This is a genomic window from Halomonas garicola (genome assembly GCF_055382465.1).
Genome location: NZ_AP043931.1, coordinates 2,493,354 through 2,517,058 on the forward strand (window position 1 = coordinate 2,493,354; position 23,705 = coordinate 2,517,058).

At 65.9% G+C, this 23,705-nt stretch carries 25 protein-coding genes; 10 read left to right on the plus strand and 15 right to left on the minus strand.

Annotated features, from left to right (window positions below; all coding sequences use genetic code 11):
- Nucleotides 1-22: 22 nt before the first annotated feature.
- Nucleotides 23-961, plus strand: coding sequence for a LysR family transcriptional regulator (locus ACZ46Y_RS12000; protein WP_311952337.1), 939 nt, complete (start codon nt 23-25; stop codon nt 959-961).
- On the opposite strand, the gene ACZ46Y_RS12005 is transcribed toward ACZ46Y_RS12000, so the two are convergent.
- Both ACZ46Y_RS12005 and ACZ46Y_RS12010 read right to left on the minus strand, forming a co-directional pair.
- Nucleotides 924-2,516: an ATP-binding protein gene (locus ACZ46Y_RS12005; RefSeq protein WP_311952340.1), complete on the minus strand. Its 1,593-nt coding sequence runs from the start codon at nt 2,514-2,516 to the stop codon at nt 924-926. The genes ACZ46Y_RS12000 and ACZ46Y_RS12005 overlap by 38 nt on opposite strands.
- A 72-nt stretch (nt 2,517-2,588) precedes the next feature.
- Nucleotides 2,589-3,350: a winged helix-turn-helix domain-containing protein gene (locus ACZ46Y_RS12010; protein ID WP_311952342.1), complete on the minus strand. Its 762-nt coding sequence runs from the start codon at nt 3,348-3,350 to the stop codon at nt 2,589-2,591.
- Between the two features lie 187 nt (nt 3,351-3,537).
- Between ACZ46Y_RS12010 and ACZ46Y_RS12015 the strand changes: the two genes are divergently transcribed.
- Nucleotides 3,538-3,693 (plus strand): hypothetical protein, encoded by a 156-nt coding sequence (locus tag ACZ46Y_RS12015; protein ID WP_311952344.1) that lies wholly within the window; start codon nt 3,538-3,540, stop codon nt 3,691-3,693.
- Nucleotides 3,694-3,826: 133 nt separating this feature from the next.
- On the opposite strand, the gene ACZ46Y_RS12020 is transcribed toward ACZ46Y_RS12015, so the two are convergent.
- The 5 genes from ACZ46Y_RS12020 to ACZ46Y_RS12040 form a co-directional block, all read right to left on the minus strand.
- A complete protein-coding gene (locus ACZ46Y_RS12020; RefSeq protein ID WP_138181704.1) occupies nt 3,827-4,006 on the minus strand; it encodes a PLDc N-terminal domain-containing protein in 180 nt (59 codons plus the stop codon).
- A 148-nt stretch (nt 4,007-4,154) separates the two neighbouring features.
- Nucleotides 4,155-4,685: a retropepsin-like aspartic protease family protein gene (locus tag ACZ46Y_RS12025; protein ID WP_311952350.1), complete on the minus strand. Its 531-nt coding sequence runs from the start codon at nt 4,683-4,685 to the stop codon at nt 4,155-4,157.
- A gap of 8 nt (nt 4,686-4,693) precedes the next feature.
- Nucleotides 4,694-6,070: an MFS transporter gene (locus ACZ46Y_RS12030; RefSeq protein WP_311952357.1), complete on the minus strand. Its 1,377-nt coding sequence runs from the start codon at nt 6,068-6,070 to the stop codon at nt 4,694-4,696.
- A 55-nt stretch (nt 6,071-6,125) separates the two neighbouring features.
- Complete coding sequence (locus tag ACZ46Y_RS12035; protein WP_311952360.1) at nt 6,126-6,302, minus strand: hypothetical protein; 177 nt, start codon at nt 6,300-6,302, stop codon at nt 6,126-6,128.
- A 71-nt stretch (nt 6,303-6,373) separates the two neighbouring features.
- The gene (locus tag ACZ46Y_RS12040) at nt 6,374-7,999 is read right to left on the minus strand and encodes a BCCT family transporter (RefSeq protein ID WP_311952362.1); all 1,626 of its coding nucleotides are present in this window, start codon (nt 7,997-7,999) and stop codon (nt 6,374-6,376) included.
- A gap of 269 nt (nt 8,000-8,268) precedes the next feature.
- On the opposite strand from ACZ46Y_RS12040, the gene ACZ46Y_RS12045 reads away from it, so the two are divergent.
- Nucleotides 8,269-8,634 carry a hypothetical protein gene (locus ACZ46Y_RS12045; protein WP_311952374.1) on the plus strand — a complete coding sequence of 122 codons (366 nt, stop codon included), beginning with the start codon at nt 8,269-8,271 and terminating at the stop codon, nt 8,632-8,634.
- Between the two features lie 5 nt (nt 8,635-8,639).
- Here ACZ46Y_RS12045 and ACZ46Y_RS12050 read toward each other — a convergent pair whose 3' ends face one another.
- Genes ACZ46Y_RS12050 through trmB form a run of 6 tightly spaced genes read right to left on the minus strand, consistent with a single transcriptional unit; the run spans nt 8,640 to nt 15,481 of the window.
- Nucleotides 8,640-9,539, minus strand: a complete 900-nt coding sequence (locus tag ACZ46Y_RS12050) for an AEC family transporter (RefSeq protein ID WP_311952378.1) — start codon at nt 9,537-9,539, stop codon at nt 8,640-8,642.
- Nucleotides 9,536-12,493 (minus strand): bifunctional [glutamate--ammonia ligase]-adenylyl-L-tyrosine phosphorylase/[glutamate--ammonia-ligase] adenylyltransferase, encoded by a 2,958-nt coding sequence (gene glnE, locus ACZ46Y_RS12055; protein WP_311952381.1) that lies wholly within the window; start codon nt 12,491-12,493, stop codon nt 9,536-9,538. Before glnE ends, ACZ46Y_RS12050 begins: the two co-directional genes overlap by 4 nt.
- Before the next feature lie 43 nt (nt 12,494-12,536).
- Entirely contained in the window at nt 12,537-12,908 is a 372-nt protein-coding gene (locus tag ACZ46Y_RS12060; protein WP_311952385.1) for a diacylglycerol kinase, read from the minus strand.
- A 47-nt stretch (nt 12,909-12,955) separates the two neighbouring features.
- Complete coding sequence (dacB, locus tag ACZ46Y_RS12065) at nt 12,956-14,434, minus strand: D-alanyl-D-alanine carboxypeptidase/D-alanyl-D-alanine endopeptidase (RefSeq protein ID WP_376717563.1); 1,479 nt, start codon at nt 14,432-14,434, stop codon at nt 12,956-12,958.
- Nucleotides 14,435-14,444: 10 nt separating this feature from the next.
- Complete coding sequence (locus ACZ46Y_RS12070; RefSeq protein WP_311952389.1) at nt 14,445-14,774, minus strand: DMT family transporter; 330 nt, start codon at nt 14,772-14,774, stop codon at nt 14,445-14,447.
- Nucleotides 14,756-15,481 carry a tRNA (guanine(46)-N(7))-methyltransferase TrmB gene (trmB, locus tag ACZ46Y_RS12075; RefSeq protein ID WP_311952547.1) on the minus strand — a complete coding sequence of 242 codons (726 nt, stop codon included), beginning with the start codon at nt 15,479-15,481 and terminating at the stop codon, nt 14,756-14,758. Before trmB ends, ACZ46Y_RS12070 begins: the two co-directional genes overlap by 19 nt.
- Before the next feature lie 244 nt (nt 15,482-15,725).
- On the opposite strand from trmB, the gene ACZ46Y_RS12080 reads away from it, so the two are divergent.
- Both ACZ46Y_RS12080 and coaD read left to right on the plus strand, forming a co-directional pair.
- Nucleotides 15,726-17,582, plus strand: coding sequence for a beta-ketoacyl synthase (locus tag ACZ46Y_RS12080; protein ID WP_311952551.1), 1,857 nt, complete (start codon nt 15,726-15,728; stop codon nt 17,580-17,582).
- Nucleotides 17,582-18,061, plus strand: coding sequence for a pantetheine-phosphate adenylyltransferase (coaD, locus tag ACZ46Y_RS12085; RefSeq protein WP_311952393.1), 480 nt, complete (start codon nt 17,582-17,584; stop codon nt 18,059-18,061). Before ACZ46Y_RS12080 ends, coaD begins: the two co-directional genes overlap by 1 nt.
- Nucleotides 18,062-18,068: 7 nt before the next feature.
- Here the strand turns inward: coaD and ACZ46Y_RS12090 are convergent, their stop codons facing one another.
- Nucleotides 18,069-18,404, minus strand: coding sequence for a hypothetical protein (locus ACZ46Y_RS12090; RefSeq protein ID WP_311952397.1), 336 nt, complete (start codon nt 18,402-18,404; stop codon nt 18,069-18,071).
- A 246-nt stretch (nt 18,405-18,650) separates the two neighbouring features.
- On the opposite strand from ACZ46Y_RS12090, the gene ACZ46Y_RS12095 reads away from it, so the two are divergent.
- The 5 genes from ACZ46Y_RS12095 (at nt 18,651) to purU (ending at nt 23,501) form a co-directional block, all read left to right on the plus strand.
- On the plus strand, nt 18,651-19,259 hold the full coding sequence (locus ACZ46Y_RS12095) for a porin family protein (RefSeq protein ID WP_311952400.1): 609 nt from the start codon (nt 18,651-18,653) through the stop codon (nt 19,257-19,259).
- A 109-nt stretch (nt 19,260-19,368) separates the two neighbouring features.
- The gene (locus ACZ46Y_RS12100) at nt 19,369-20,706 is read left to right on the plus strand and encodes an MATE family efflux transporter (RefSeq protein ID WP_311952403.1); all 1,338 of its coding nucleotides are present in this window, start codon (nt 19,369-19,371) and stop codon (nt 20,704-20,706) included.
- Between the two features lie 80 nt (nt 20,707-20,786).
- Entirely contained in the window at nt 20,787-21,311 is a 525-nt protein-coding gene (locus tag ACZ46Y_RS12105) for an acyl-CoA thioesterase (protein WP_311952405.1), read from the plus strand.
- Nucleotides 21,312-21,331: 20 nt separating this feature from the next.
- Nucleotides 21,332-22,345 (plus strand): ion transporter, encoded by a 1,014-nt coding sequence (locus ACZ46Y_RS12110; protein ID WP_311952408.1) that lies wholly within the window; start codon nt 21,332-21,334, stop codon nt 22,343-22,345.
- 301 nt (nt 22,346-22,646) lie between these two features.
- Nucleotides 22,647-23,501: a formyltetrahydrofolate deformylase gene (purU, locus tag ACZ46Y_RS12115; RefSeq protein WP_311952411.1), complete on the plus strand. Its 855-nt coding sequence runs from the start codon at nt 22,647-22,649 to the stop codon at nt 23,499-23,501.
- A gap of 38 nt (nt 23,502-23,539) precedes the next feature.
- Here the strand turns inward: purU and ACZ46Y_RS12120 are convergent, their stop codons facing one another.
- Nucleotides 23,540-23,701 (minus strand): entericidin A/B family lipoprotein, encoded by a 162-nt coding sequence (locus ACZ46Y_RS12120; RefSeq protein ID WP_311952414.1) that lies wholly within the window; start codon nt 23,699-23,701, stop codon nt 23,540-23,542.
- Nucleotides 23,702-23,705: the final 4 nt, after the last annotated feature.

Genomic DNA, 23,705 nt, shown 5'->3' on the forward strand with positions numbered 1-23,705 from the left:
CTCAAAGTGAATACTACTCACCATGATCGAGCTACGCCATCTCCGTACTTTGCTTGCCCTGCGCGAAACCGGCTCGCTGGTGGAAGCGGCCGAGCGCGTCCACCTCACCCAGTCGGCACTGTCGCACCAGCTCAAGGATCTGGAAAGCCGCCTGGACAGCGCGCTCTTTGTGCGCAAGTCCCGGCCGGTCGAGTTCACCCGCGCCGGCGAGCGGCTTCTGGCCCTGGCCGAGCAGGTGCTGCCCCGGGTGCGCGAGGCCGAGCGCGACGTGGCAAGGCTTGCGGGCACCGAGCAGGGCCGGCTACACATGGCCATCGAGTGCCACAGCTGCTTTCAGTGGCTGATGCCAACGGTGGACCACTTTCGCGACCACTGGCCGGAAATTGAAATCGACATCCCCACCGGCCACCACTTTGAACCGCTGCCGGCGCTGGCCCGGGAGCAGCTCGACCTGGTCATTACCGCCGACCCCCAGCCCATCGACGGTATTCACTACGCGCCGCTGTTCCGCTACGAGGGGCTTCTGGCAGTGGCGCGCCAGCACGCCCTGGCCCGGCAGGACTTTGTAGTGCCCGACATGCTGGTCGATCAGACGCTGATCACCTACCCGGTGGAGCAGTCCAGGCTTGACGTCTTCACCCAGTTTCTCGACCCCGCGGGGGTCAAGCCGGAGGAAGTCCGCACCGCGGAGCTGACCATCATGATGATGCAGCTGGTGGCGAGCGGGCGCGGGGTCTGTGCGCTGCCGAGCTGGGCGCTCACCGAGTATCTGGAACGCGACTACGTCAGCGCCGTACCGCTGGGGGAAAGCGGGGTCTGGAGCACGCTGTACGCGGCGCTTCGCGAGGACACCCGGGAAGCGCCGTGGATGCAGGACTTTCTGCGCACCGCCCGGGAAACCTCGTTTGCGGTGCTCTCGGGCATCAGGCCGGCGGGTCGCGACGCGGAAGCACCAGGGTAAAGCGGGCGCCGCCCAGCGTCTCGCTTTCATCGACGCTTGCGCTGCCGCCGTGACCGGCCATGATCTTCTGCACGATGGAAAGCCCCAGCCCGTAGCCGCCGGAGCTGCGGTTACGGCTGGTATCCAGCCGGGAAAAGGGCTGGAACACGTCCTCCCGGGCATCAACGGGCACGCCTGGGCCGTCGTCTTCCACGTCGATGCGCACCAGCTCCGGCTCGCCGGTAATCGTCACCGTCACCCGGGAATGGCCGTGGCGGCAGGCGTTGCTCACCAGGTTCTGCAGCGCCCGCTGCAGGTAGCGCGGCTCGGCCTGAAGTACTACCTCAGGGCCCTCCGCCAGCCGCAGCGTCAGGTCTTCATGCAGCGGCGAGAGCGTGTCGATCACCCGGGTGGCAAGCGCCCGGCACTCGACCTGAGACATCTCCATTTCGCCCGTGGCGGGCCCGCCGAGCCGAGCAAAGGTGAGGATTTCATCGATCAACTCGTCGAGCTCACCGATGTCGGCGTCGATGCCCTGGAGCTGGCGGTGGATAACGGGGTCGTCGGTCATGTCTTCGACCATTTGCGCGGCGAAGCGGATCCGCGCCACCGGAGTACGCAGCTCGTGGGACACGGCGCGGATCATCTCCTGCTGGCCGCGCAGCAGCGCCTGCACCTGGCCGGCCATGCCGTTGAAGGCCATGCCCAGGCGGCCCAAAAAGTCGCTGCCTTCCACTTTGACCCGGGTTTCCAGTCGCCCGTTGGCAATCCGCCCGGCGGCAAGCTCAAGACGCCCCAGGCGCGACTCGATACTGCGCATTACCAGGTAGATGCTCAGCGAAAACGCCAGTAAAAGCCCCATGATCAGCGGCAGGTTGAGGTTGAGCGCCAGCGAGCCGCCGCGGTTCATGGGGCCCATTTTGACCCAGCGCGCCTCGCCGGGCAGCCGCGCCCAGAAGGTAACCGCCAGCTGCTCGTGCTCGAGCCGAGTCACCACGCGCCCTTGATCGAGCGCGGCGCGCTGCCCGGCGGAAAGCGACTCGGGCAGGCGCTCATGCAGCGACACCGGCCAGCTTCCCGACGCCAGCTCGGCCAGGCGTTCGCGGCGCTCGCCGGCCGGCAGCCCGGCCAGCCATTCGCTCAAGAGCTGCGCGACGGCCTGCCAGTGGTGCTCGCTCCAGTCGTCGTCAAGCCAGGCCGTCAGCAGCCAGGGCGACTCCGGCAGGCGCTTGCGCAGCTCCCAGGGCGAGGCGCTCACCCGCACCTTGCCCTGCTCCAGCCTGGCCCGGTCAAAATAGCCAAGGTCAGCGGCGTCCAGGCGCTCAAGCTCGAGCATCATGCCCAGCCGCTCGCCCAGCGCCGCCAGGCGCCGCTCGCGCTGGTCGGGATCAAGCGCGGACAGCTGAGCAATCGCCAGCGACACGGGCAGCGCTGCCATCTGCTCGCGATAGTCTTCGCGGCGAACCTGATCAATCAGCGCGCGGCCCCCCAGCGCAATCAGGAAGACCGCCAGCAGGGTAGTGATCAGCAGCAGGTAAAAGCGGGTAAACGAGCCACGACGGATCCTCCAGCGCATCGTTCCTCTCTCGCGCTCGCGCCGGCCCGGAAAGCGGCGCCGGCGCGTGGTGAATAGTCCATGACGGCGATGTTAGCCGTCCTTGACGAACAGGTAGCCTTTGCTGCGCACGGTCTTGATCCGGTGCGGGTGGTGGGTATCGTCGCCGATCTTTGGCCGGATACGCGACACGCGCACGTCGATGGAGCGGTCCTGGCCGTCGTACTTGATGCCGCGCAGGTCGTCGAAGATTTCTTCCCGGGTCAGCACCCGCCCGGCGTTGCTGGCCAGAAGCCACAGCAGGTCAAATTCGGCGCTGGTCAGGTCGATGCGCTCGCCGGAGAGCCAGGCCTCCCGGGTGGCGTGGTCGATTTCTAGATTTTCGAAGCGCAGGCGCTCTTCGCCCCCGGCCGGCAGACCGCCTTCGGCGCGGCGCAGCAGAGCTCGCATCCGCGCCAGCAGCACCCGGGGCTGCACCGGCTTGGGCACGTAGTCGTCGGCGCCCATCTCCAGGCCCAGCACCTGGTCCAGGTCGTCGGTGCGCGCGGTCAGCATCATGATCGGGCCGGCGTAGTGGGGCCGCGCCCGGCGGCAGATGGAAAGCCCGTCTTCGCCGGGCAGCATCAGGTCGAGAATCACCAAATCCGGCTGCAGGCCGGTAATGCGCTCGACGCCGTTGGCGCCGTCGGCCTCGAGCGTTACCCTAAAGCCGTTGGCTTCCAGGTAATCCCGGGTCAGGTCGGCCAGCCGCTGATCGTCTTCGATGATCAGCACGTGCTCCCGCTCGGCGTCGTCCACGCCGCCGTACTCCTGGCTCCCAAGCGTTTGAAACTGTTCTTCCAGATGATCGACCATGTGTACTCTTGACTCCGCTCGGGTAAAACCCCTTCACTGTTACCCGACAATATGTATAACAAACGCCACCTTGCCGCCGCGGGATGACATCGCTTGCGCCATGGCGCAAAATACCACAGGCGCCTGGGTACCGTACTGAATGGCCAGGGCGCTCACTGTCGAACCGCTGACAGATAAGGAAAACCGCATGACCCAGCGCAAACCCAAAAGCGTCATCAAACGCGTCTACGTGCCCACCCAGGTGCACGACCTGCCCAACGGCGAGCGGCGCAAAGTGCCGGGGCACTACGTGCCCGACCACCCCCGGCTGTCAGACACCGGCAATACCGACAACGATACCTGATCGGGCGTCACCAGCCGCCCATTTTACCCCCATCCGGCGCTCTGTCACCCAAGCGCTACCGGCTTGACTGACCAAGCCTCAATGCAAAAAAGGCAGGCTCTCAGGCCTGCCTTTTCGTCGACGGTGCTTGGCGCTACCCCTTGGGACCCAGCAACAGCCAAACAATCAGGCCGATTAGCGGGAAAAACAGCAGTACCAGAATCCACAGCAGCTTGGCCAAACCACCTGCCGAGCTCTTCGCCACCTTGACGATGGCCCAGATGACGATAATCAGCCAGATTAGGCCTAACAGTCCACCTACTTCAATGCCCATGGCAGCTCCTTAGCTGGTTAGCGTTGTCATCCTGTTAACAATATTATCCCGCAAGCAGGGGCGTTTAGCGGTCGGCACTGGTGCCTTGTCAAGCTAAGCATAGCCTTTGCCCGTGTACAAGTCGTGCACAAACTCTGCTTTTTCTGCGCTAGCCCTCGCCGCGCGTCTCGGGCAGCGTCAGCACCATCTCGCCTCCGCGGATCTCGATGGCCAGATGGCTCAAAAAGCTCATGCCCAGCAGCACCGTGTCGTCCTCCATGTTGGGGCTGACCGAGCCCTGGACGTTACCCAGACGGATGCCGCCGAGACTCACCGAGTCCAGGTCCACCAGCGAGCCCTGCACCCGGCCGTTGGCCGTATTGAACCAGACGTGCCGGCCGCGCTCCAGCTCAAGCCTGTCGGCAAGCCCGCCGGACAGCGCCACGTAGGTCGCGCCGGTATCGAGCAAAAACGTTACCGGCACGCCGTTGATCTCTCCCGGCGCCTTGAAGTGCCCGGCGCGATCGCGCTCAAGCGTGAGCGGCGTGCCCGGCTCGGCCGAGGCGACGACTCGGGCATTGGGGTTTTGCAGCGACTCAAGACCGCCCTGCAGCCACCAGGTGCCGCCCACGATCAGCAGCACCCAGAACAGCAGCATCATGACCAGACCGCCGCGCTGCCCCTGCGCTTTTGCTGCCATACGCCCTCCTAATAATCGGCCTCCCCGGCCGGCCGCCACTGCCCGGCGGCCGCGCGGCCCCGCGCCTCGTTAACCCGGGTGCAGATCAGCATGGCAACGATAAACAGCACCGCGCAAAGCAGAATCGAGCCTGCCAGCCCCACCAGCACCTGAAGCGTGCCCAGCAGCACGATGCCCAACACCCCGGCAAGCTTGTTGGCCAGCCCCCAGAAGCCAAAAAACTCGGCGGCCTTTTCCCCGGGGGAAAAAAGCCCCACCAGCGTGCGGCTGGCCGACTGGCTGGAGCCCAGGCTGGCCCCGGCCAAACACCCCACCACCAGAAACACGTGCTGCGCCTGCCACGCTTGGCCAAAGCGGCCATTGACCCATTCGGTCAGCGCCGGCGTCGCCCAGATGGCAATGATCGCCGCCACCCAGAGGGCGAGCGTCAGCTGATAGGTGCGCTTGCCGCCGAACCTGTCCTGCAGAGCGCCAAAGCCCAGGGCGCCGCCGGCGGCGGTGATCTGCACGATGATGAACATGATATTGCGCACCCCGGCGTCCCAGCCGATCACCTGCCCGCCGTAGATAAAGGCAAAGGCAATGATGATGTAGACCCCGGCCATGGAAAACAAAAGCGAGACCAGAAACAGGCTCAGGTCTTTAAAATGGCGTAAATCCTTCCAGGTTGCCAGTACGCGCTGGCGGGCAATACGCACGTAGGAGGCGCTCACCGGCTGCGGCGGGGCGCGCTCTTTCAGCCAGGCAAAGGTAGGAATGGCGGCCACGAGGAAAAACCCCGCGGCAAAGGGCCCCACAAAGCGGATGCGCTCGAAGTTTTCAGCGGTGGCCTCGCCCAGCACCAGCAGGGTAAAGCCGGCGGCGAAGAGCCCGCCCAGGTAGCCCAGCGCCCAGCCGAAGCCGGAGATTTTACCCAGCGCCGCCGGCGGCCCCAACCCGGGCAAAAATGCGGCAATGAACGACTCGCCCATCGAGTAGGCATAGTTGGAGACAACGATCAGCAAAAGCCCGGGCACCACGTAGCCCGGCCCGACAAAGTACAAAAGCGCGGTCGAGACCACGGTGGCCACATAGCTCCACCACAGAAAGCGCTTTTTTTCCGCGCGGCAGTCCATGACCGCGCCGCACAGGGGGGCTGTCAGCAGCACCAGCAGATAGCTTACCGCCAGCGCCAGGCTCCAGAGAAAGTTGGCCAGCCGGTAGCTGCCGTCATGCTCGCCGACAATCACCGTGGTAAACAGCTCGCCGAAGACCACGGTGATGATCAAAAGCGTGTAGGCCTGATTGGCGAAATCGAACATCGCCCAGCCGATAATCTCCCGGCGCGAGGCGTAGCGCTGGCCCGCGTCAGAGCCGGAGGGGCAGGTATCAGAGGCAGACGGCATGGCGGCTCCCGGTGGTGTCAACAATGGTCACGAAGGCGAAGGGCGGGGCCGCCGGCTACAGCAGCCAGTGCACGAGCACCGCCGCCGTGCCCACAATCAGCGCCGTCACGACGGCAATCGTCACCGCCACGTTCAGCCAGCGGTCGAGCCGGCGGACGGCGGGCGCGGGGCGCTCGACCTTGCGCCGGGTAGCGCCGCGCCGAGCGGGGCCGGGTCGCGAGTCTTTTGCCATTACGCCGCTTTCCTCCCTGGGCCCAGAGCCCCCTACTCGCCCGGCCGCGTCTACACTTATCAGTTCTGTGCTTAGCGGTTGATGCGCCGGTTGACCACGTTCGGCGCTCGCCGCAGCCGCTCGTCTTCGCCGAGCTGGTCGGCCTCGAAGGCGTCCGCCCCCACCGGCGTATCGCCGTGGCGACGATACAGCTGGGTCAGCATGGCCTTGCGGTCGGCGCGCAGCTCGCGAAGCAGCACCACCACCATCATGTAGAGAATAAACGTAAACGGCAGCGCCGACAGCACCGAGGCCGACTGCAGCCCGCTGAGGCCGCCGGCCACGATCAGCGTCAGGCAGATAGCGGCGATCAGCACCCCCCACAGCACGCGCTTGTAAAGCGGCGGGTTGATCGAGCCGTTGTCGGTCATCTGGGCCACGATATAGGACGCCGAGTCTGCCGACGTCACCAGGAATACAAAGATTAGTATCATCGCCATGATCGACAGCACGCCGGAAAACGGCATCAGGTCAAACATCGCAAACAGCGCCACGGTGATATTGTCCTGGGTCGCCTGGGCAAGGCCGATATCGCTGCCGCCAAGCTCCATGTGCAGCGCCGCGCCGCCGAATACGCCGATCCAGGTACAGGCCAGCAGCGGCGGCACCAGCAGCACGCCAAAGACGTATTCCTTGATGGTACGCCCCCGCGACACCCGGGCCACGAAGGTTCCCACAAACGGCGACCAGGCAATCACCCAGGCCCAGTAGAAAATCGTCCAGTCGTTGCCCCAGTTGGCCTCGTCGTAGGGCGCAATGCGCAGGCTCATGCCGATGAAGTTCTGCAGGTAATCGCCGATGCCCAGGGTGATCGTTTCGAGAATCGCAACCGTAGGCCCGGTGATCAGCACGTAAAGCATCAGCCCGATGCACAGCGCCATGTTGAGGTTGGAAAGGCGCTTGATGCCTTTATCCAGCCCGGACCAGGTCGAGGCCATATAGGCGCAGAACATCACCAGCAGAATAATGAACTGCCACCAGCCGTTTTCCGGCAGGCCGAACACCGCGTTGAGCCCGCCGTTCATCTGCAAGACGCCAAGCCCCAGCGATGTGGCCACGCCCATCACCGTTGCCACCACGGCAAAGACGTCGAGCCAGGAGGCGTAGGGGCGCACCCGCGGGTACTTCGCGGTGACCGACGAGAGCACCGACGACACCAGCCCCGCCTGCCCCTTGCGGAACTGGAAATAGGCGATGATCAGCCCCACCACGGAAAACGCCGCCCACTGGTGAATCCCCCAGTTGAAGTAGGTGTACTGAATGGCATAGCGCGCCGCGGCCACGCTTTCCGGCGATTCGTCGCCGTAGGGCGGATCAATATAGTGCGACATGGGCTCGGCCATGCCGTAAAACACCAGCCCCACGCCGAACCCCGCGGCGAGCAGCATGCTCACCCAGGAAAAGAAGCTGTAGTTGGGCGTGCTGTCCTGGGGCCCCAGCCGTACCTTGCCGTACTTGGAGAACGCTAGCCCCAGCAGGAACACCACAAACCCAAATATCGAAAACAGGTAAAACCAGCCAAACAGCCGGGTAATGGTATTCAGCGCTGCCTGGGCGGCGTTGCCGAAGCCTTCGGGAAACGCCGCCCCGACCAGCACCAGCCCCAGGATAATTATCGTCGAGGCGATAAATACTGTCCTGCCGCCGTGATCCGCCATCTCGTCCCCTTGCTCTTGCCGGTCGTTCGTTATCGAAAGCTTTGCTGCCGACCCCTTGTCGGCACCGTGCAGACTCTATCAGCTCAGCACGAATGGTGCATAAGCCAGCCTTGATGCAACACGGCCGTCGCGTCTTGCAGAGGCGACACACAAAACGGCGCGCCGGGTGAACTCAAGCGCCGTACAGTGTTCTACTGGGCAGACAGGAACGCGCTACACCCCGCGTCTTCAGGCCAACGTCTTCAGGCCCACGTATTCAGGAGAGCTCCATGACACAGCGTAATACCCGCAACGCCGCCTGGCAGGCCGCCCAGCAGTGGCGCGCCAAAGCCGCCGAGTCGCGCCCGGTGGGCCTTGGCGGCAGCATCCGACTGTTTTTCACCTGGCTTTTGTTCGGCGCCATGATGATCGTGGCGCTGGTGCTGGGCTTTTTCCTGCTGCTGATCGGCTGGGCGATGATGCCCTTCATGCGCCACAAGATGAAAAAGCGCATGGACGCCATGCGCGCCGAGCAGGCTACCGACATCGGCGGCGGTGCCTACCGCGAGCCCCGGCGCCCCCACGACGCCCTGGAAGGCAGCTTTGACGTCAAGGAAGAAAAGGAAAAGACCGACCGGGACCCGGCCTCGCGCTAGCCCGCTCAGGCCGGCGGATACACCCAGGCAAAGACCACGGCAAGGGTCAGCGGCATGACCACCAGGCTACCCAGGTTGCCGATCAGCACCAGGGAGGCGACGCGGTGCGGCGAAAGCCTGTACTGCTCGGCGATCAGATAGTTGAGCACCGCCGGCGGCAGCGCGGCGAATACCAGCAGCACCGCGGTGGCCAGCATGTCCAGCGGCAACAGCCAGGCCAGCGGCAGCGCAATGACCAGCCCGGAAAGCGGGCACAAAAGCGCACCGGCCAAGCCGGTACGCCAGTCGCCGAAGTCCACGTCCAAAAGCCGCACGCCGAGCGCAAACAGCATCAGCGGTATGCTCACCTCACCGAGGGTGTGCATGGGCGAGGTCAGCCACTCGGGCAGCGCCACGCCCGCCAGGTTCACCGCCAGCCCGGCAAGGCTTGCCAGCACGATGGGCAGGCGCAGCATCCGCCACGGCGAGCGACCGGGGTCGACCAGATAAAGCCCCACCGAGAAGTGCAGCACCATTTCGACGATGAACACCACCACCGCCGCGGGCAGCGCCTGCTCGCCAAACGCCAGCACGATCAGCGGCAGGCCCATGTTGCCGGTGTTATTAAACATCATCGGAGGCAGAAACACCTTGGGCGCAATGCCCAGCCAGCGCGCCACCGGCCACAGCAATAGCCCCGACCCCAGCACTACCGCGACCACCCCCAGCGCCAGCCAGACATAGTCGGCAAGGGGCGCGCTGCGCTCGGCGAGTACCGCAAACACCAGAAGCGGGACGAACAGCTCCATGTTCAAAACGTTGAGGCTGCCAATATCCGGCTTGCGAAAGTAGCCGTATGCCGTGCCGGCGCCGGCGCCGGCGATCAAAAATACCGGCACCAAAGTGGTAAATATCTGCCCGATCATGGGGCCTTCCCCTCCCCGGGGGCCTGGTCCGGCGGCTCGAGAAAGCGCTCCCACAGCGCCTGGACAGCGCGGCGGTGGCCATCGAACGCCCCCGCGTCCATGCGCGCCCGCTCGCCGGTCAGCGCGGCGCGGTGGGTGGTGCTGCGATAGGCCAGATAGGCCTCGCGCAGGTCCCTGGCCTCGTCGTCGGGCAGGTGGCCGCTCGCGGCCAGGGAATCGAGAATGCGCACGCTGTCGCTGTAGGCCAGCAGCGCCGGCGCCTCGACGCCCAGCGCCAGCACCGCGTACTGGCAGAGAAACTCGATATCCACCATGCCGCCGGCGTCCTGCTTGACGTCAAACGTCTCTCGGGTGCGGCTGCCCAGGTGGGCGCGCATTCGGTGGCGCATGCGCACCACCTCGTCGCTCAGCGCCTGGCGATCCCGGGGCCGGCCCAGCACCTCCTTGCGCACGGCGTTGAAGCCGTCGGCGAGGGTGGCATCGCCGGCTACCACCCGGGCGCGTACCAGCGCCTGATGCTCCCAGGTCCAGGCGTTCTGCCGCTGATAGTCGGCGAAGGCGTCGAGCGACGTCACCAGCAGCCCGGCGTTGCCCGACGGCCGCAGGCGCATGTCCACCTCGTAAAGGCTGCCCGCCGGGGTCACCGCGGTGAGCAGGTGGATCATCCGCTGGCCCAGGCGGGTGAAGAACACCGACGCGTCCACCTGGCGGCGGCCGTCGGTGGCGCCCCGGGTACTGCGGTGCAAAAACACCAGGTCCAGGTCCGAGCCGTAGCCGAGCTCAATGCCGCCCAGCTTGCCGTAGCCGACGATGAGGAAGTCCGGCGCGTCGCGGCCGATGCCCGGCGGCACGCCGTGCTTGCGAACCATGTGCTTCCACGCCATGACAAGCACCGCGTCGAGAATCACCTCGGCGATGTAGGTCAGGTAGTCGCTGACCTTCATCAGATGGCGAGTGCCGGCGATGTCCGAGGCGGCCACGTGCAGCGTCTGGGCGTGCTTGAACACGCGCAGCGCCTCCAGCTGGGCTTCCTCGTCGTCTTCGGGCAGGCGGTTCAGGGTCTGGCGCAGCTCGTCGGCGAGCCGCGCCTTGCTCGCCGGGGTATACAGCGACTCCGGGGTCAAAAGTTCGTCGAGCAGGATCGGGTAGCGCGCCAGCTGGTCGGCAATCCAGGGGCTTGCCGCGCACAGGCGCATCAGGTGCTCAAGCGCGTGGGGGTTTTCCCGCAGCAGGGCAAGATAGGCCGTGCGCCGCAGCACTGCCTCGATCAGCGGCTGCACCCGGGGCAGCGCGGCGTCCGGCGTGGGGTTTTGCGCCAGGGCGTCGAGCAAAAGCGGCATCAGCGCGTCGAGCCGCTCAAAGCCGATGCGCTGCATGCCCTGCACCGCCCGGGAATGGTAGAGCCGCTCAAGGCGTTTGCGCGCCTCTGCGGGGTCGTCAAATCCGGCTTCGTCGAGGCGCCGCTCGGCGTCTTCGGCGCTCAGCTCGCCGCGCCACAGCCGCCGCCACTGCTCAAGCGCCGGGGTTTCGCTGTCGTCTTCCACTTCTTCTTCGGGCTCGGCGATGACGTCGTCGAAATAGCGCTGGATGCGCTCGCGGCCTTCGCCCATCCGCGTCATTACGCCGTCCCAGCCGTCAAACCCCAGCGCCAGCGCGACCTGCTCCCGGGCCACGGGGTCGTCGGGCAGCCGCTGGGTCTGGCGGTCGTCCAGCGCCTGCAGCGCGTGCTCCAGGTCGCGCAGAAAGGCATAGTCCGGCAGCAGCTCGTCAACCGCCTCCTGGGGCAGCAGGCCAAGCGCCGGCAGCCGAGAGAGCGCGGCGCGAAGGGAAGTCTGCTGTAGCTCGGTGTCGCGACCGCCGCGGATCAGCTGAAACGCCTGCACCACGAACTCCACCTCGCGGATGCCGCCGGGGCCGAGCTTGACGTTGTTTTCCATGCTGCGCCGCTTGACCTCGCGGTGAATCATGGTCTTCAGCCCGCGCAGGGACTCGATGGCGCCAAAGTCCAGATACTTGCGGTAGACAAAGGGGCGCAGTCCGCGCAGCAGCGTAGCGCCGCCGGCAACGTCGCCGGCCACCGGGCGCGCCTTGAGCATGGCGTAGCGCTCCCACTCCCGGCCCTGGTCCTGGTAGTAGGCCAAAAGCGCGGCAAAGCTGCCCACCAGCGGGCCGCCGTCGCCCAGCGGGCGCAGGCGCATGTCCACGCGAAAAGCAAAGCCGTCGGCGGTGACGTGGTCAAGCGCGGCGATCAGCTTTTGCCCCAGCTTGGTGAAGTACTCCTGGTGGGCAAGCGTTTTGCGCCCGCCCCGGGTCTCGCCGTCTTCGGCGTAGGCAAAAATCAGGTCGATGTCCGACGACAGGTTGAGCTCGCCGGCGCCCAGCTTGCCCATGCCCAGCACCACCATCCGCTGGGCGGAGCCGTCTTCGCAGGGCGCCGGTCGCCCCCAGCGCGGCGCATAAAACGCCTCCAGCCAGCCAAGGGTAGCTTCAAGGGTGACCTCGGCCAGCGCCGTCACCGCCGCGGTGGTGTCCCAAACGTCGTAGCCGTCGGGGCGGTTCAGGTCGCGCCAGATGATGCCCAGCATCCGCGCCTGACGAAAGCGCCGCACCGCCCGGTACAGCGCCGCCTCGTCCTCGGCCGCGGCCAGCGTTTCGCCCAGCCGGCGCTCAAGCACGGCGCCGGCCGGCGCGGCGTCCAGCTCGCCGGCGTCAATAAGCTCGCCCAGCAGCGCCGGGGTGCGCACCAGCACGTCCAGGGCAAAGCTCGAGATCGCCACCGTGCGCACAAGCGCCGCTCGCCGCGACGCGGGCAGCGCCTGCCAGACAGCCGCCGTTTCATCGTCGGGGCCGGCTGGCCCCAGCGCCTCGGCCAGGCGCAGCTGAGCCTGCTCTGCGGTTTCTCGGAGCGCCGCCGGCAGGCCGTTTAGCGGCAGAAAATCGTTGTCCAGCGCCATGTCGCGCCCTCTCCGTCTCGTACTGGCTCCGTCGCGGGATTGATCAACCCCAGAAGCGCAGCCAGAGCATAAGCCCCCAGGTCAGCGCGGCGTAGGCCAGCGCCAGCATCACCGCCGCCGAGCCGATGTCCTTGGCGCGGCCGGAAAGCTCGTGATGCTCGGTGCCGATGCGGTCCACTACGTTCTCCACCGCGCTGTTCAGAAGCTCGGCGATCATCACCAGCACGCAGCTGCCGATCAGCAGGAGCACCTGGGTCACGCTCTGCCCCAGCCACACCGCCAGGGGCACGAGCACCACGCTCAGGGCCACTTCCTGGCGAAACGCCGTTTCGTGACGAAACGCCGCGATCAGCCCGTTGAACGAGTAGCGCGTGGAATGCAGCAAATGGGTGAGACCCGTACGCTCAGGCTTCATCCTGGTTCCTCATGCCCTGGTTCCTTATGCATTGGTTAACGACCCGCCTAGTGAGTATCGATCATGCCGGCCAGATCCGCCGAGAGAGGCTCCAGCACCTTGGTCCAGTTCAGGTAGGGCGTGGAGCGATTGCCGTTGACCAGCACGCTGAACACGCCCCAGCGCCCGCCGGCGGTACGGAAGTACCCCGCCATGGCGCGCACCGCGTACGGCTCGTTGAGCGTACCGGTCTTGAGCATGACGTTGTGCTGGAAGCTTTCCGGCCCCCGGCGGATAAAGCGCATCACGCCGTTCTCCGGCGACTGCAGCGCCGCCACAAAGCTCGGAAACAGCGAGCTCTGGTGATACATCGACTCGAGCATCACGTTGACGCCGTGGGCCGTGGTGCGGTTGTCGGTGGTCAGACCGCTGCCGCTTTCCAGCGTCACCTCGCCGTGGCCGGAAAGCCCCGCGACGTAGCTTTCCAGCGCCCGGCCGGCATCGGCAAGCTCGGCGCCGGGCGTTTCAACCAGGTTCAGCGCCAGCACGTCGGCCATGTAGTTGTTGGAATAGTTCAGCGTGCGCAGCACCAGCTCCTGCAGCGGCTTGCCCTCCACCGCGGCGAGGGTCTGGGCGGCGTCGGGCGGTTTGGCCGTGGTTATCCGGGGCGCGCCGGAAAAGCCGATGCCGAAGCGCTCGAGCATCGCCGCCAGAGTATCCGCCGTTTGCTCGGCGCCGTCGCTGGCGCCGCGGTACTCGTCCCGGGGCCAGGCGTTGGTGGAAATCTGCCCGTCGACGTGCACCACGTCGCCGTGCTCGGTAGTCACGCGCTCGGCGCTGATCTGGGTGCCGCTGTCGTCGGGCCGGGTAACCACCTGGTTATCCACCGATACCAGCGAAGACGGTCCGTCGCAGTGGGTTACCCGGGCCGGCTCGCCCGGGGCGATTCCCGGGGCCACGTTGACGCACCAGCTGCCGAAGTTGACCCCGGCGGACGACAGCGGCGCGCTGTAGGCGTTATCCACCCGGGTGCGCGCCTCGCAGCGGTCGGTGGTTGCGCATTCGACCGGGCCAAAGCGCCACTGGCTGACCACCACGTCGCCGTTGATCTGGCGCACTCCGGCCTGGTGCAGGCGCTGAACCAGCCGCCAGAGGTTCTCGCTGGTGAGCCCGGGGTCGCCGCCGCCTTCAAACCACAGGTCGCCGTTCAGCACGCCGTCGGCCGGGGCCGCCTCGGCGATGCTTTTCAGCCGCGTGGTAAAGCGGTGCTGGGGGCCGAAGCGCTCAAGCGTGGCCGCCGCCGTATAGGTCTTGGTCACCGAGGCCGGCGACAGCGCCTGCCGGGGGCTAAGGCTGCCCAGGGTTTCCCGGGAGCCGTCCAGCAGCCGGGCCTCGGCGCTGATAGCAAAGCCGTCGTCGGCAAGCTTGCCCAGCCGGGAAAAGTTCGCCCGGGCCGCCGTGCCGCTGTAAAGCGCCAGGGCCACCGCCGCGGCGAACATAACCAGCCGCTGACCCCAAGCGGCGTGCGGCAATCTACGATGGATCATGACCTCGTCCTTAATGCACGTTCATTGTCGAAAACACCTGCAGCACCACTACGCCGGCCACAATCAGCGAAATCCCCGCGATCGCGGGCGCATCCGGCTGTTCGCCGAACGCGATCATGCCCACCAGGGTCACCAGCACAATCCCGAGCCCCGCCCAGATGGCGTAGGCCACCCCTACCGGCAGCGTCCGCAGCACCAGGCTCAGCAGATAAAACGCCAGCCCGTAGCCGAACACGACCACGACGCTGGGGCCCAGCCGGGTAAAGCCGGCGGAAGACTTAAGCGCGCTGGTGGCGACGACTTCGGCCACGATCGCCAGAATCAGGTAAATAAATGCCATTGTCGCTCCAGATCGATCGTTAGTTGCCAAAGGGGCTGTCCGCCCTCGGCGTACTTGGCCTCAAACGGCGTCAGATACGCAACTCCCGAATCCCCGCCCGGCGCATAGCGCGCTACCGCCGCCTCGCAACCGGCGGCCTGCGCCACCGCCAGGGCGAACTCCTCGGCGTAAAGGCGCCAGTTGGTGCGAAGCTCAAGACGCCCGCCCAGCCCCAGGATCCACGGCAGAACCGGGTGGCCGTGCCAGCGCATTTTCAGCTGGGAGGCCTTGGGGTACGGATTGGGGTACAGCAGATAGTGCCGCGCCGGGGCCCAGCCGGCCTGCCAGGCGAGCCGCCAGAAATCTACCAGATCCGCCCGCACCAGCAGCGCGTTCGCCGGCACCGGGCCGTGATCCCGGCTCAGGCGGTCGGCGCTGCGGTCCACGCCGATCACCGCGTGATCGGGAAACGCCGCCGCCAGCCGCCGGGTCGAAAGCCCCACGCCGCAGCCGGCGTCCAGGATCAGCGACCTTCCCTGCGCTTCGCGCCAGGCCTCGGCCCGGGCAAAAGCGGCTCGAGTGTGCTCGGCCACGGGCTTTTGCAGCGGGCTTGCCAGCGCCCGCGCCACCCGGCGTGCGAGATCAGGGTGGGGGCCGGGCTGACCGGATACCACCATCCGGCGGGACGAGTGCGGCGTTAAAGGCGGCAGTGACGACGGCGGCTGCATGGCGTATTCCGGGCGCAAAAGCGTGATTCTATCAGCCTTGGCCGCTTGCGGCATGACGCCGTTGCATGGCCGGTGCTATGATCACGCCCAGCAGCCTTTTAGACTTACGTTGTTATTAGACTTACGTTGTTATTAGACTTACGTTGTTATCATTCAGGCACCCGCACAGCGGGGCACGCCACCCGTTTTTTCATTACCGCACCACGAGGAACCCGGCTTGTCACATTTACCGGTGATCGTCGGTATGGGCGGCATCAACCCCGCCGGCAGGACGTCAGGCCATCAGGCCTTCCGCCGTACCGTGCTTGATGCGCTGCCCGCCGACCAGCAACGCCAAACCGTTCAGGGTCTGGCCGCCCTGATGCGTCTTGTCGAGCCCGGCAGCACGGCCGACGCCGAGTCGCTGCGCGCGGCGGTGCTTGAGCACACTCTGGTGCGCCGCAACGAAGACCCGGCCTTCAGCGCCCCGGGCCTGCCGGCCAACCGCCTGGCCAACATGGCCCTTGATGCCCCGCTCGAGTTCACCCTGCGCCGCCGCCAGCTCCCCGAACACCTGCCGCCCCACTGGGAAGTGCGCGAAGTGGACCAGCGCACGGTGTCGGTGAGCGTCCCCCAGGGCGACTTCAACGCCCTGCTGCCCGATGCCCACAGGCCCAAGGTAAAAGCCGCCGCCCAGCTGCCAAGGGGCTTTGACCCGGCGGCGCTTTACCGCAGCGTACACCACCCCCGCGGGCTGTCCATGGCGATTTTTGGCGCCAGCGACTGCCTGAAGGCAAGCGGCCTTGAGTGGGAGCACCTGCGCGACCGGCTCGACCCCGACCAGGTCGCCGTCTACGCCGGCAACTCCATCGGCCAGCTGGACGACGAAGGCTGGGGCGGGCTTTTAAAAAGCCTGGTCACCGGCCAGCGCGCCACCTCCAAGCAGATGCCGCTGGGCTACGGCCAGATGCCCGCCGACTTTCTCAACGCCTACGTGCTCGGCAGCGTCGGCGGCACCGGCGCGGCGCTGGGCGCCTGCGCCAGCTTTTTGTACAACCTGCGCCTGGGGATCGACGACATCCGCGCCGGCCGCCGGCGGGTGGTCATGGTGGGCACCGCCGACGCCCCCATTACGCCCGAGGTCATCGAGGGCTTTCGCACCATGGGGGCGCTTGCCGACGACGCCGGGCTCAAGGCGCTGGACGCGCTCGAGCTGCTCACCGACGCCGACTACCAGCGCGCCTGCCGGCCCTTTGCCCGCAACTGCGGCTTCACCATGGCCGAGGCCAGCCAGTTCGTCATGCTCATGGACGACACCCTGGCGCTGGAAGAAGGCGCCGAGATTCTCGGCTCGGTGCCCGAGGTGTTCGTCAACGCCGACGGGTTCAAGCGCTCGATCTCCGCCCCGGGCATCGGCAACTACATCACCCTGGGCAAGGCGGCCGCGCTGGTGCGCGACATGCTCGGCGAGACGGCGCTCAGGGAGCGCAGCTTCATCCACGCCCACGGCACCGGCACGCCGAAAAACCGCACCACCGAGTCCCACGTGTTCGACGAAATCGCCCGGGCCCACGGCATTACCCACTGGCCGGTCACCGCGATCAAGGCGTTTGTCGGCCACTCCCAGGGCTCTGCCGCCGGTGACCAGCTGGTAAGCGCGCTGGGCAGCTTTGCCTACGGCATGATGCCCGGCATCCCCACTCTGGACGCCGTAGCCGACGACGTCTACGCCGAGCGGCTGCGCTTCTCCCGGGAACCCCTGGCGCTTGACGCCGACGCCAGCTTTCTCAACGCCAAGGGCTTTGGCGGCAACAACGCCACCGGCGTGGTGCTCTCCCCTCGGGTGACCGAAAAGCTGCTGGAAAAGCGCCACGGCGCCGACGCCCTCAGCGCCTGGAAAGCGCGCCGGGAAAGTGTGCGCGAAGCCTCTTGCGCCTACCTGCGCCAGGCCGACCTGGGCCATTACCAGCCGCGCTACCAGTTTGGCGAGGCGGTGCTCGAAGGCCCGGAGCTTGCCATCCACGCCGACCGCATCGAGATCCCGGGCTACGCCCGGCCGGTGTCGCTGCAGGCTCACAACCCCTTCGGCCGGCTCGACGAGGAAGACAGCGAGGAGTCCTGATGACCACCGCGGTATACCCCGGCACGTTCGACCCGATCACCCACGGCCACTTTGACATCATCGAGCGCGGCGCGCGGCTTTTTGATCGCGTCGTGGTCGCCGTGGCCGCCAGCTCCGGCAAGGACCCGGCGTTCGGCCTCGACGCCCGCATCGCCCTGGTGCGGGAGGCCTGCGCGTCGCTTGCCAACGTCTCGGTGATCGGCTTTTCCGGCCTGCTCACGCAGATGATGCGCGAACAGAACGCTACGGTGATCCTGCGCGGGCTGCGCGCCGTCTCGGACTTCGAGTACGAGCTTCAGCTGGCCAACATGAATCGCGCCCAGAACCCCGATCTCGAAAGCGTGTTTCTCACCCCGGCGGTGGAGAACTCCTACATTTCCTCGACCATCGTGCGCGAAATCGCCCGGCTCGGCGGCGACGTCTCGCCGCTGGTCCACCCCCGGGTGACCCAAGCGCTAAAAAAGCGCTACCACGGCTGACGGCGCCCTAGCGCTCGTTCGCCCGGCGGCTGGTTTTGCACCCCAGACAGCGGCGGAAAGTGGCCTCGGCGGGCGTCTTGACCAGCGTCTCGGCGGCTTCGTCCACGCCGCCGCCGAGCGCAGTAAACGGCAGCGACACCAGAAACACCGCCGTACCGCCCACCGTCGCCACGGCCAATAGCGGGCGCGCCACCAGCGCGTCAAGCGTCATCGCCGCGCCGCTGGGGCTGGAACGCGCCTCGTGCTGGCGCTCGTCGAACGCCACGGCGGGCTGGCCCGCGGCAAGCGCCACGATCAGCGCGAGCCCCAGGCTCTGCAGAATACGCCTATAGCTTGTTTTCATCTCCCTTGCCCTCCGGCTGTCGTGATTCTCGGCACAATGATACCGAGTTGCGCACAGCCTGAAAGGCCGGCACGAGGATTTAGCCTGCCGCCCTGCGAATATAGCGTAACCTTTAGTTTCTTTTATTCACGTTTTCATTCTTTTAGATACAATATATACTCCGCAGCGCTTGCCGCGCCGCTACCGGTGCGTGCCTGTCATACCCACTACACCCGAAGATATTCCACCGTGCCAAGGAGCCCCTTCATGAAGCGTCTGCTCGCTACCGCCGTTACCGCCCTGATGGCCACCACCGCCATGGCCCAGAGCCACGTTTACAGCGCCGACGAAGGCCCCTACCTGGGCGCCGGCATCGGCCACGCCAAGGTCGACAACGATACCCTCAATGACCTTGATCGCCTCGGCGCCAGCACTGACGATAGCGACACCGCCTACAAGCTGTTTGCCGGCTACCAGTTCAACCCCTACTTTGCCGTCGAGGCTAGCTACGTGGATTTTGGCGAATTTACCGCCAGCGCCAGTAACCGCGTAGGTTTTGCTGACGCATCGCTGGAGATTGACGGCTTTACCGCCGCGCTGGTGGGCAAGCTGCCCATCGAAGGCGGCTTTGGCGTTTATGGCAAGCTGGGCATGATCGCCTGGGATGGTGACGTAAAAGGACAGGGTAATATCTACGGTAACGCTATACGCGAATCCGGCAGTGAAGACGGCAATGATCCCTTCTACGGCGCGGGCGTTGAGTACGTCGTCGACCGGATCATCATGCGCGCGGAATTCGAGCGCTACGACATCAGCGAGGGCGGCGAAGACTTCGAGACCGATCTGATCTCGGCAAGCCTCGGCTACCGCTTCTAAGCGCCAGCCTGGCCGCACCGCGCGCCGTTCCGGCCCCGCTTTGGCGGGGCCGTTGCATTTGTCCGCGGCCGTCCTCATGCTACCGGCCCTGTTCATGGACGGAGCCATCGTGACTGCCACCTCTGCCCCGCATTCCGCTCCCGCCCGCCGGCGCATCTGGGCGCTGGCGTGGCCGATTATCCTCTCCAACGTCACCGTCCCGCTTCTGGGGCTGGTGGATACCGCCGTGGTCGGCCATCTGCCGGACTCGCGCTACCTGGCGGCGGTCACCTTGGGGGCGACGCTGTTCAGCTTTTTGTACTGGGGCTTTGGCTTTCTGCGCATGGGCACCACCGGGCTGACCGCCCAGGCCGTGGGCCGCGACGACGGCCAGACGGTCAAAAACCTGCTGGGCCAGGCGCTGATCATGGCGGCGGCGATCGGCGGGCTTTTGGTGCTGCTGGGCTCGCCGCTGGTCAGCTTCGGCCTCTGGCTGCTGGACGCTAGCCCCAGCGCCACGCCGCTGGCGCAGGCCTACGCCGACATTCGCCTGCTGTCGGCGCCGGCGGTGCTCGCCAACTACGCCATTCTGGGCTGGTTTCTGGGCCAGCAGAACGCCCGGGTGACGCTGTGGATTCTGCTGTTGACCAACGTGGTCAACATCGTCTTCGACCTCTGGTTCGTGGTGGGGCTGGGCATGAGCAGCAACGGCGTGGCCTGGGCCAGCGTGCTCGCCGACTACTCGGCCTTCGCCTTTGGCGGCTATCTGGTGCTGCGCCAGCTGGGCCATCTGCCGGGGCAGTTTTTGCGCCGGCGGCTGCTCGCCCTCGGCGCCTACCGGGCGCTGTTCAGCGTCAACGCCAATCTCTTTGTGCGCACCCTGGGGCTGCTGTTCGCCATGGCGTTCTTTACCGCCCAGGGCGCTCGCCAGGGCGACACGGTGCTCGCCGCCAACGCCGTGCTGCTGCAGTTCATCATGCTGACAAGCTACGCCCTGGACGGCTTCGCCCACGCCGCGGAGTCGCTGGTCGGGCGCGCCTTCGGCCGCGGGGACTGGTCGGAGTTCGCCGCCACCGTGGGCGCCACCGCGCGCCTCTCGCTGTATACCGCCCTTGCCGCGGCGCTGTGCTTTGCGCTGGGTGGCAACGCCCTGATCGCGCTGCTCACCGGCCTGCCCGAAGTGCGCTCTACCGCCGCCGGCTACCTGCCGTGGATGGTGGCCATGCCGCTGATCGCGGTGTGGAGCTACCTGCTCGACGGCGTGTTCATCGGCACCACCGCGGTTAAGGAAATGCGCAACAGCATCTTTATCGGCCTGGCGGTCTACCTGCCGGTATGGTGGCTGGCCCGGCCGCTGGGCAACCACGGGCTATGGCTTGCGTTTATGGCATTTACCCTGGTGCGCTCGGTCACCCTGATCGTCTACTATCAGCGCTATCGGCAAAACCGCTGGCGCACGCGTCGCTAAGGGTGCGGCGCTATACGCCGGGGCAGCATTACCCTATGGTACAACCACTTGACTTATCCAACCTCCAATAAAGGCACGCCATGACCGAGAATGCGGACTCCTACCAAGCGATGCTGAGCGGCCAGCACGAGCTTTCCATGACCGTGCTGATGACGCCGGACATGGCCAACTTCAGCGGCAAGGTCCACGGCGGCGCCATTCTCAAGCGTCTCGACGAGGTCGCCTACGCCTGCGCCAGCCGCTATTCCGGGCACTACGTGGTCACGCTCTCCGTGGACCAGGTGCTGTTCAAGCAGCCCATTCACGTCGGCGAACTGGTCACCTTTCTGGCCTGCGTCAACCACGTTGGCCGCTCGTCCATGGAGGTGGGCATCAAGGTGGTCGCCGAGGACATCCGCCAACAGGTCATCCGCCACACCAACAGCTGCTATCTTTCCATGGTGGCCGTGGACGACGACGGCAAACCGGCCAGGGTGCCGCCGCTTGAGCTGGAAACGCCGCTGCAGCGCCTGCGCTTCGAGAAGGCCGCCCTGCGTAAAAAGCTGCGCAAGGAAGCCGAGCAGGCCGAACGACGCGCCCAGCAGGAGCATCAGGCGGACAGCTGATGCCACCCGGAGGAGCCCCCATGTTTGCTACACCGCCGTTTTCCCGAAGCGATTCGCGCTCGCGCACCGCTGAGCTTGCCCACCTGGGCTGGGACGTGCTGATCATCATCGCCGTGGTCGCCAACCTGACGCTGCTGCTGGTGGATTCGCTTTATCTGATCGAGCCGCTAAGCGAGGGGCTCGAAGCCGCCGCCCCCGGCGCCCACGCCTGGTATGATCGCGTTATTCACCAGCGCTTTTTCCAGATCGACCTGGCCTTTGTCACGCTGTTTGTGGTTGACGTGCTGCTCGGCTGGGCAGTGGCCATTACCGAGCGGCGCTACCATCGCTGGTTCTTTTATCCTTTTGTGCGCTGGTACGACGTGCTCGGCTGCATTCCGCTCAGCGGCTTTCGCCTGCTGCGGGCGCTGCGCGTCATCTCGCTGGTACACCGCCTGAACCGCCTGGGGCTGGTTCACATCGAACGCTGGCAGGCCTACCGCTTCGTCGCCAAGTATTACGACATCCTGCTCGAGGAGCTCTCCGACCGCATTGCCGTGCGCCTGCTGAGCAACGTCCAGGAGCAGGTCAAGGCCGACAGCACCCTGGCCGACGGGCTTATCAACCGCGTGGTTGCCCCGCGCAAAGAGCAGCTCATCCGCGAGATCACCCAGCGCATCGAAGCCAGCGCCGGCCGCGCCTACGACGGCAACCGCGAAGAGGTGAGGCGCTATATCAGCGAAATGGTCAACCACACCCTGCGGGAAAGCCCGGAAATCCGCCGGCTGGAACGCCTGCCCATGGGCAGCGCGGTCTCCGGGAGCCTTGAGGCCTCGCTTGCCGGCGTGGCGCACCGGCTGGTGGACGAGCTGGCCCGAGGCATTCACACCCCCCGCTTCCGCACGCTGGTCAGCGACACCGCCGAAAGCGGCTTTGACGCCTGGCTGAAAGTCGACGAAGGCAGCGCCGAGGTCACCGAAGCGGTGCTGGTGGACGCGCTGGAAATGCTCAAGGATCAGATCAGCCGCCAGGCATGGAAAGACCGTTACCAATAGCGCTCGGCCGCTGCGTCTACCAAACTTGCCGCGCTGACAGAGCTACTGCAGTTAGTAGCTTCCATCGTTCGGGGTGAGCCGGCAACAGGTCTGCGAGGGGCGCTATTAATCCGTCCCTGGACGCTACCCTACGCCATCCATGGCGTAGAACCCCTCTGCGACCTGTCCCCGGCACCTCGGACATATCCTGCTGCGATAATCCGGGCCGTGCCCAACGCGGTGCGTTTCGCTACAATGCCGGTTTGGGTTACGCGACCTTGACCGGCGCTTTTTACTCGCTATTCCGCTACAACGGCCTTTCATGTCCCACTTTTATCGCTTGATCGTCTCCTGTCCCGACCGGGTCGGCATCGTTTCCCGGGTCTCCAGCTTTATTGCCGCCCAGGGCGGCTCCATCACCGAAGCCAGCCAGCACTCTGACCTCGAAACCGGCCAGTTCTTCATGCGCTATGAGGTGCGCGCCGACACCGTCGGCGTTCCCTATCGCGAGTTCAGCGCGGCCTTTGCCCCCATCGCCGACGCCTTTGACATGGACTGGGCCATGACCGACTCGCAAAACAAACCGCGCGTCGTGATTCTGGTCAGCAAGGAGGACCACTGCCTCACGGATCTGCTGCATCGCTGGAGTAATGACGAGCTGGACTGCGAGATCGTCGGCGTGGTGTCCAACCACACCAACATGCGCCCGCTCGCCGAATGGCACGGCATCCCCTTCCATCACGTCCCGGTCGAGGCGCACAACAAGGCCCCGGCTTTCGCCGAGGTCGAGCGTCTGATCGACGACATGCGCGCCGACTGCATCGTACTGGCCCGCTACATGCAGATTCTGCCGCCGGACCTGTGCGCCCGCTATGCCGGACGCGTGATCAACATCCACCACAGCTTTTTGCCGTCCTTTGCCGGCGCCAAGCCGTATCATCAGGCCTACGAGCGCGGGGTGAAGCTGATCGGCGCGACCTGCCACTACGTAACCCAGGACCTTGATGCCGGCCCGATCATCGAACAGGGCGTGCACCGCGTCAGCCACTGCCACACGCCCAGGGATCTGGTGCGCTTTGGCCGCGACGTGGAAAAGAACGTGCTGGCCAGAGGCCTGCGCTGGCACCTGGAAGACCGGGTCATCGTGCACGACAATAAAACCGTCGTTTTTGCCTAGCACCTGCCCGACCCCCTGCCACCGCAGGCCCGGCGCGCTTAGCTGTGGGCGGCGTCCTGCACGGCTTCGCCGCCCTCTTCCACGTCCTGCCCCATGCCGGCCATGGTGTTGCAGCCGCTGAGCATGCCGGCCATCAGCAGCGCAGCAAAGCTTGCGGCAAGCGCCTTGATTACGGTGTTACGCGTTGTTATCGCTTTCATCGTT

What these genes read in the sequence shown, in the direction of transcription:
- ACZ46Y_RS12000 (WP_311952337.1), top strand. Translation starts at nt 23, where the DNA reads ATGATCGAGCTACGCCATCTCCGTACTTTGCTTGCCCTGCGCGAAACC.
- ACZ46Y_RS12005 (WP_311952340.1), bottom strand. Translation starts at nt 2,516, where the DNA reads ATGCGCTGGAGGATCCGTCGTGGCTCGTTTACCCGCTTTTACCTGCTG.
- ACZ46Y_RS12010 (WP_311952342.1), bottom strand. Translation starts at nt 3,350, where the DNA reads ATGGTCGATCATCTGGAAGAACAGTTTCAAACGCTTGGGAGCCAGGAG.
- ACZ46Y_RS12015 (WP_311952344.1), top strand. Translation starts at nt 3,538, where the DNA reads ATGACCCAGCGCAAACCCAAAAGCGTCATCAAACGCGTCTACGTGCCC.
- ACZ46Y_RS12020 (WP_138181704.1), bottom strand. Translation starts at nt 4,006, where the DNA reads ATGGGCATTGAAGTAGGTGGACTGTTAGGCCTAATCTGGCTGATTATC.
- ACZ46Y_RS12025 (WP_311952350.1), bottom strand. Translation starts at nt 4,685, where the DNA reads ATGGCAGCAAAAGCGCAGGGGCAGCGCGGCGGTCTGGTCATGATGCTG.
- ACZ46Y_RS12030 (WP_311952357.1), bottom strand. Translation starts at nt 6,070, where the DNA reads ATGCCGTCTGCCTCTGATACCTGCCCCTCCGGCTCTGACGCGGGCCAG.
- ACZ46Y_RS12035 (WP_311952360.1), bottom strand. Translation starts at nt 6,302, where the DNA reads ATGGCAAAAGACTCGCGACCCGGCCCCGCTCGGCGCGGCGCTACCCGG.
- ACZ46Y_RS12040 (WP_311952362.1), bottom strand. Translation starts at nt 7,999, where the DNA reads ATGGCGGATCACGGCGGCAGGACAGTATTTATCGCCTCGACGATAATT.
- ACZ46Y_RS12045 (WP_311952374.1), top strand. Translation starts at nt 8,269, where the DNA reads ATGACACAGCGTAATACCCGCAACGCCGCCTGGCAGGCCGCCCAGCAG.
- ACZ46Y_RS12050 (WP_311952378.1), bottom strand. Translation starts at nt 9,539, where the DNA reads ATGATCGGGCAGATATTTACCACTTTGGTGCCGGTATTTTTGATCGCC.
- glnE (WP_311952381.1), bottom strand. Translation starts at nt 12,493, where the DNA reads ATGGCGCTGGACAACGATTTTCTGCCGCTAAACGGCCTGCCGGCGGCG.
- ACZ46Y_RS12060 (WP_311952385.1), bottom strand. Translation starts at nt 12,908, where the DNA reads ATGAAGCCTGAGCGTACGGGTCTCACCCATTTGCTGCATTCCACGCGC.
- dacB (WP_376717563.1), bottom strand. Translation starts at nt 14,434, where the DNA reads ATGATCCATCGTAGATTGCCGCACGCCGCTTGGGGTCAGCGGCTGGTT.
- ACZ46Y_RS12070 (WP_311952389.1), bottom strand. Translation starts at nt 14,774, where the DNA reads ATGGCATTTATTTACCTGATTCTGGCGATCGTGGCCGAAGTCGTCGCC.
- trmB (WP_311952547.1), bottom strand. Translation starts at nt 15,481, where the DNA reads ATGCAGCCGCCGTCGTCACTGCCGCCTTTAACGCCGCACTCGTCCCGC.
- ACZ46Y_RS12080 (WP_311952551.1), top strand. Translation starts at nt 15,726, where the DNA reads ATGGGCGGCATCAACCCCGCCGGCAGGACGTCAGGCCATCAGGCCTTC.
- coaD (WP_311952393.1), top strand. Translation starts at nt 17,582, where the DNA reads ATGACCACCGCGGTATACCCCGGCACGTTCGACCCGATCACCCACGGC.
- ACZ46Y_RS12090 (WP_311952397.1), bottom strand. Translation starts at nt 18,404, where the DNA reads ATGAAAACAAGCTATAGGCGTATTCTGCAGAGCCTGGGGCTCGCGCTG.
- ACZ46Y_RS12095 (WP_311952400.1), top strand. Translation starts at nt 18,651, where the DNA reads ATGAAGCGTCTGCTCGCTACCGCCGTTACCGCCCTGATGGCCACCACC.
- ACZ46Y_RS12105 (WP_311952405.1), top strand. Translation starts at nt 20,787, where the DNA reads ATGACCGAGAATGCGGACTCCTACCAAGCGATGCTGAGCGGCCAGCAC.
- ACZ46Y_RS12110 (WP_311952408.1), top strand. Translation starts at nt 21,332, where the DNA reads ATGTTTGCTACACCGCCGTTTTCCCGAAGCGATTCGCGCTCGCGCACC.
- purU (WP_311952411.1), top strand. Translation starts at nt 22,647, where the DNA reads ATGTCCCACTTTTATCGCTTGATCGTCTCCTGTCCCGACCGGGTCGGC.
- ACZ46Y_RS12120 (WP_311952414.1), bottom strand. Translation starts at nt 23,701, where the DNA reads ATGAAAGCGATAACAACGCGTAACACCGTAATCAAGGCGCTTGCCGCA.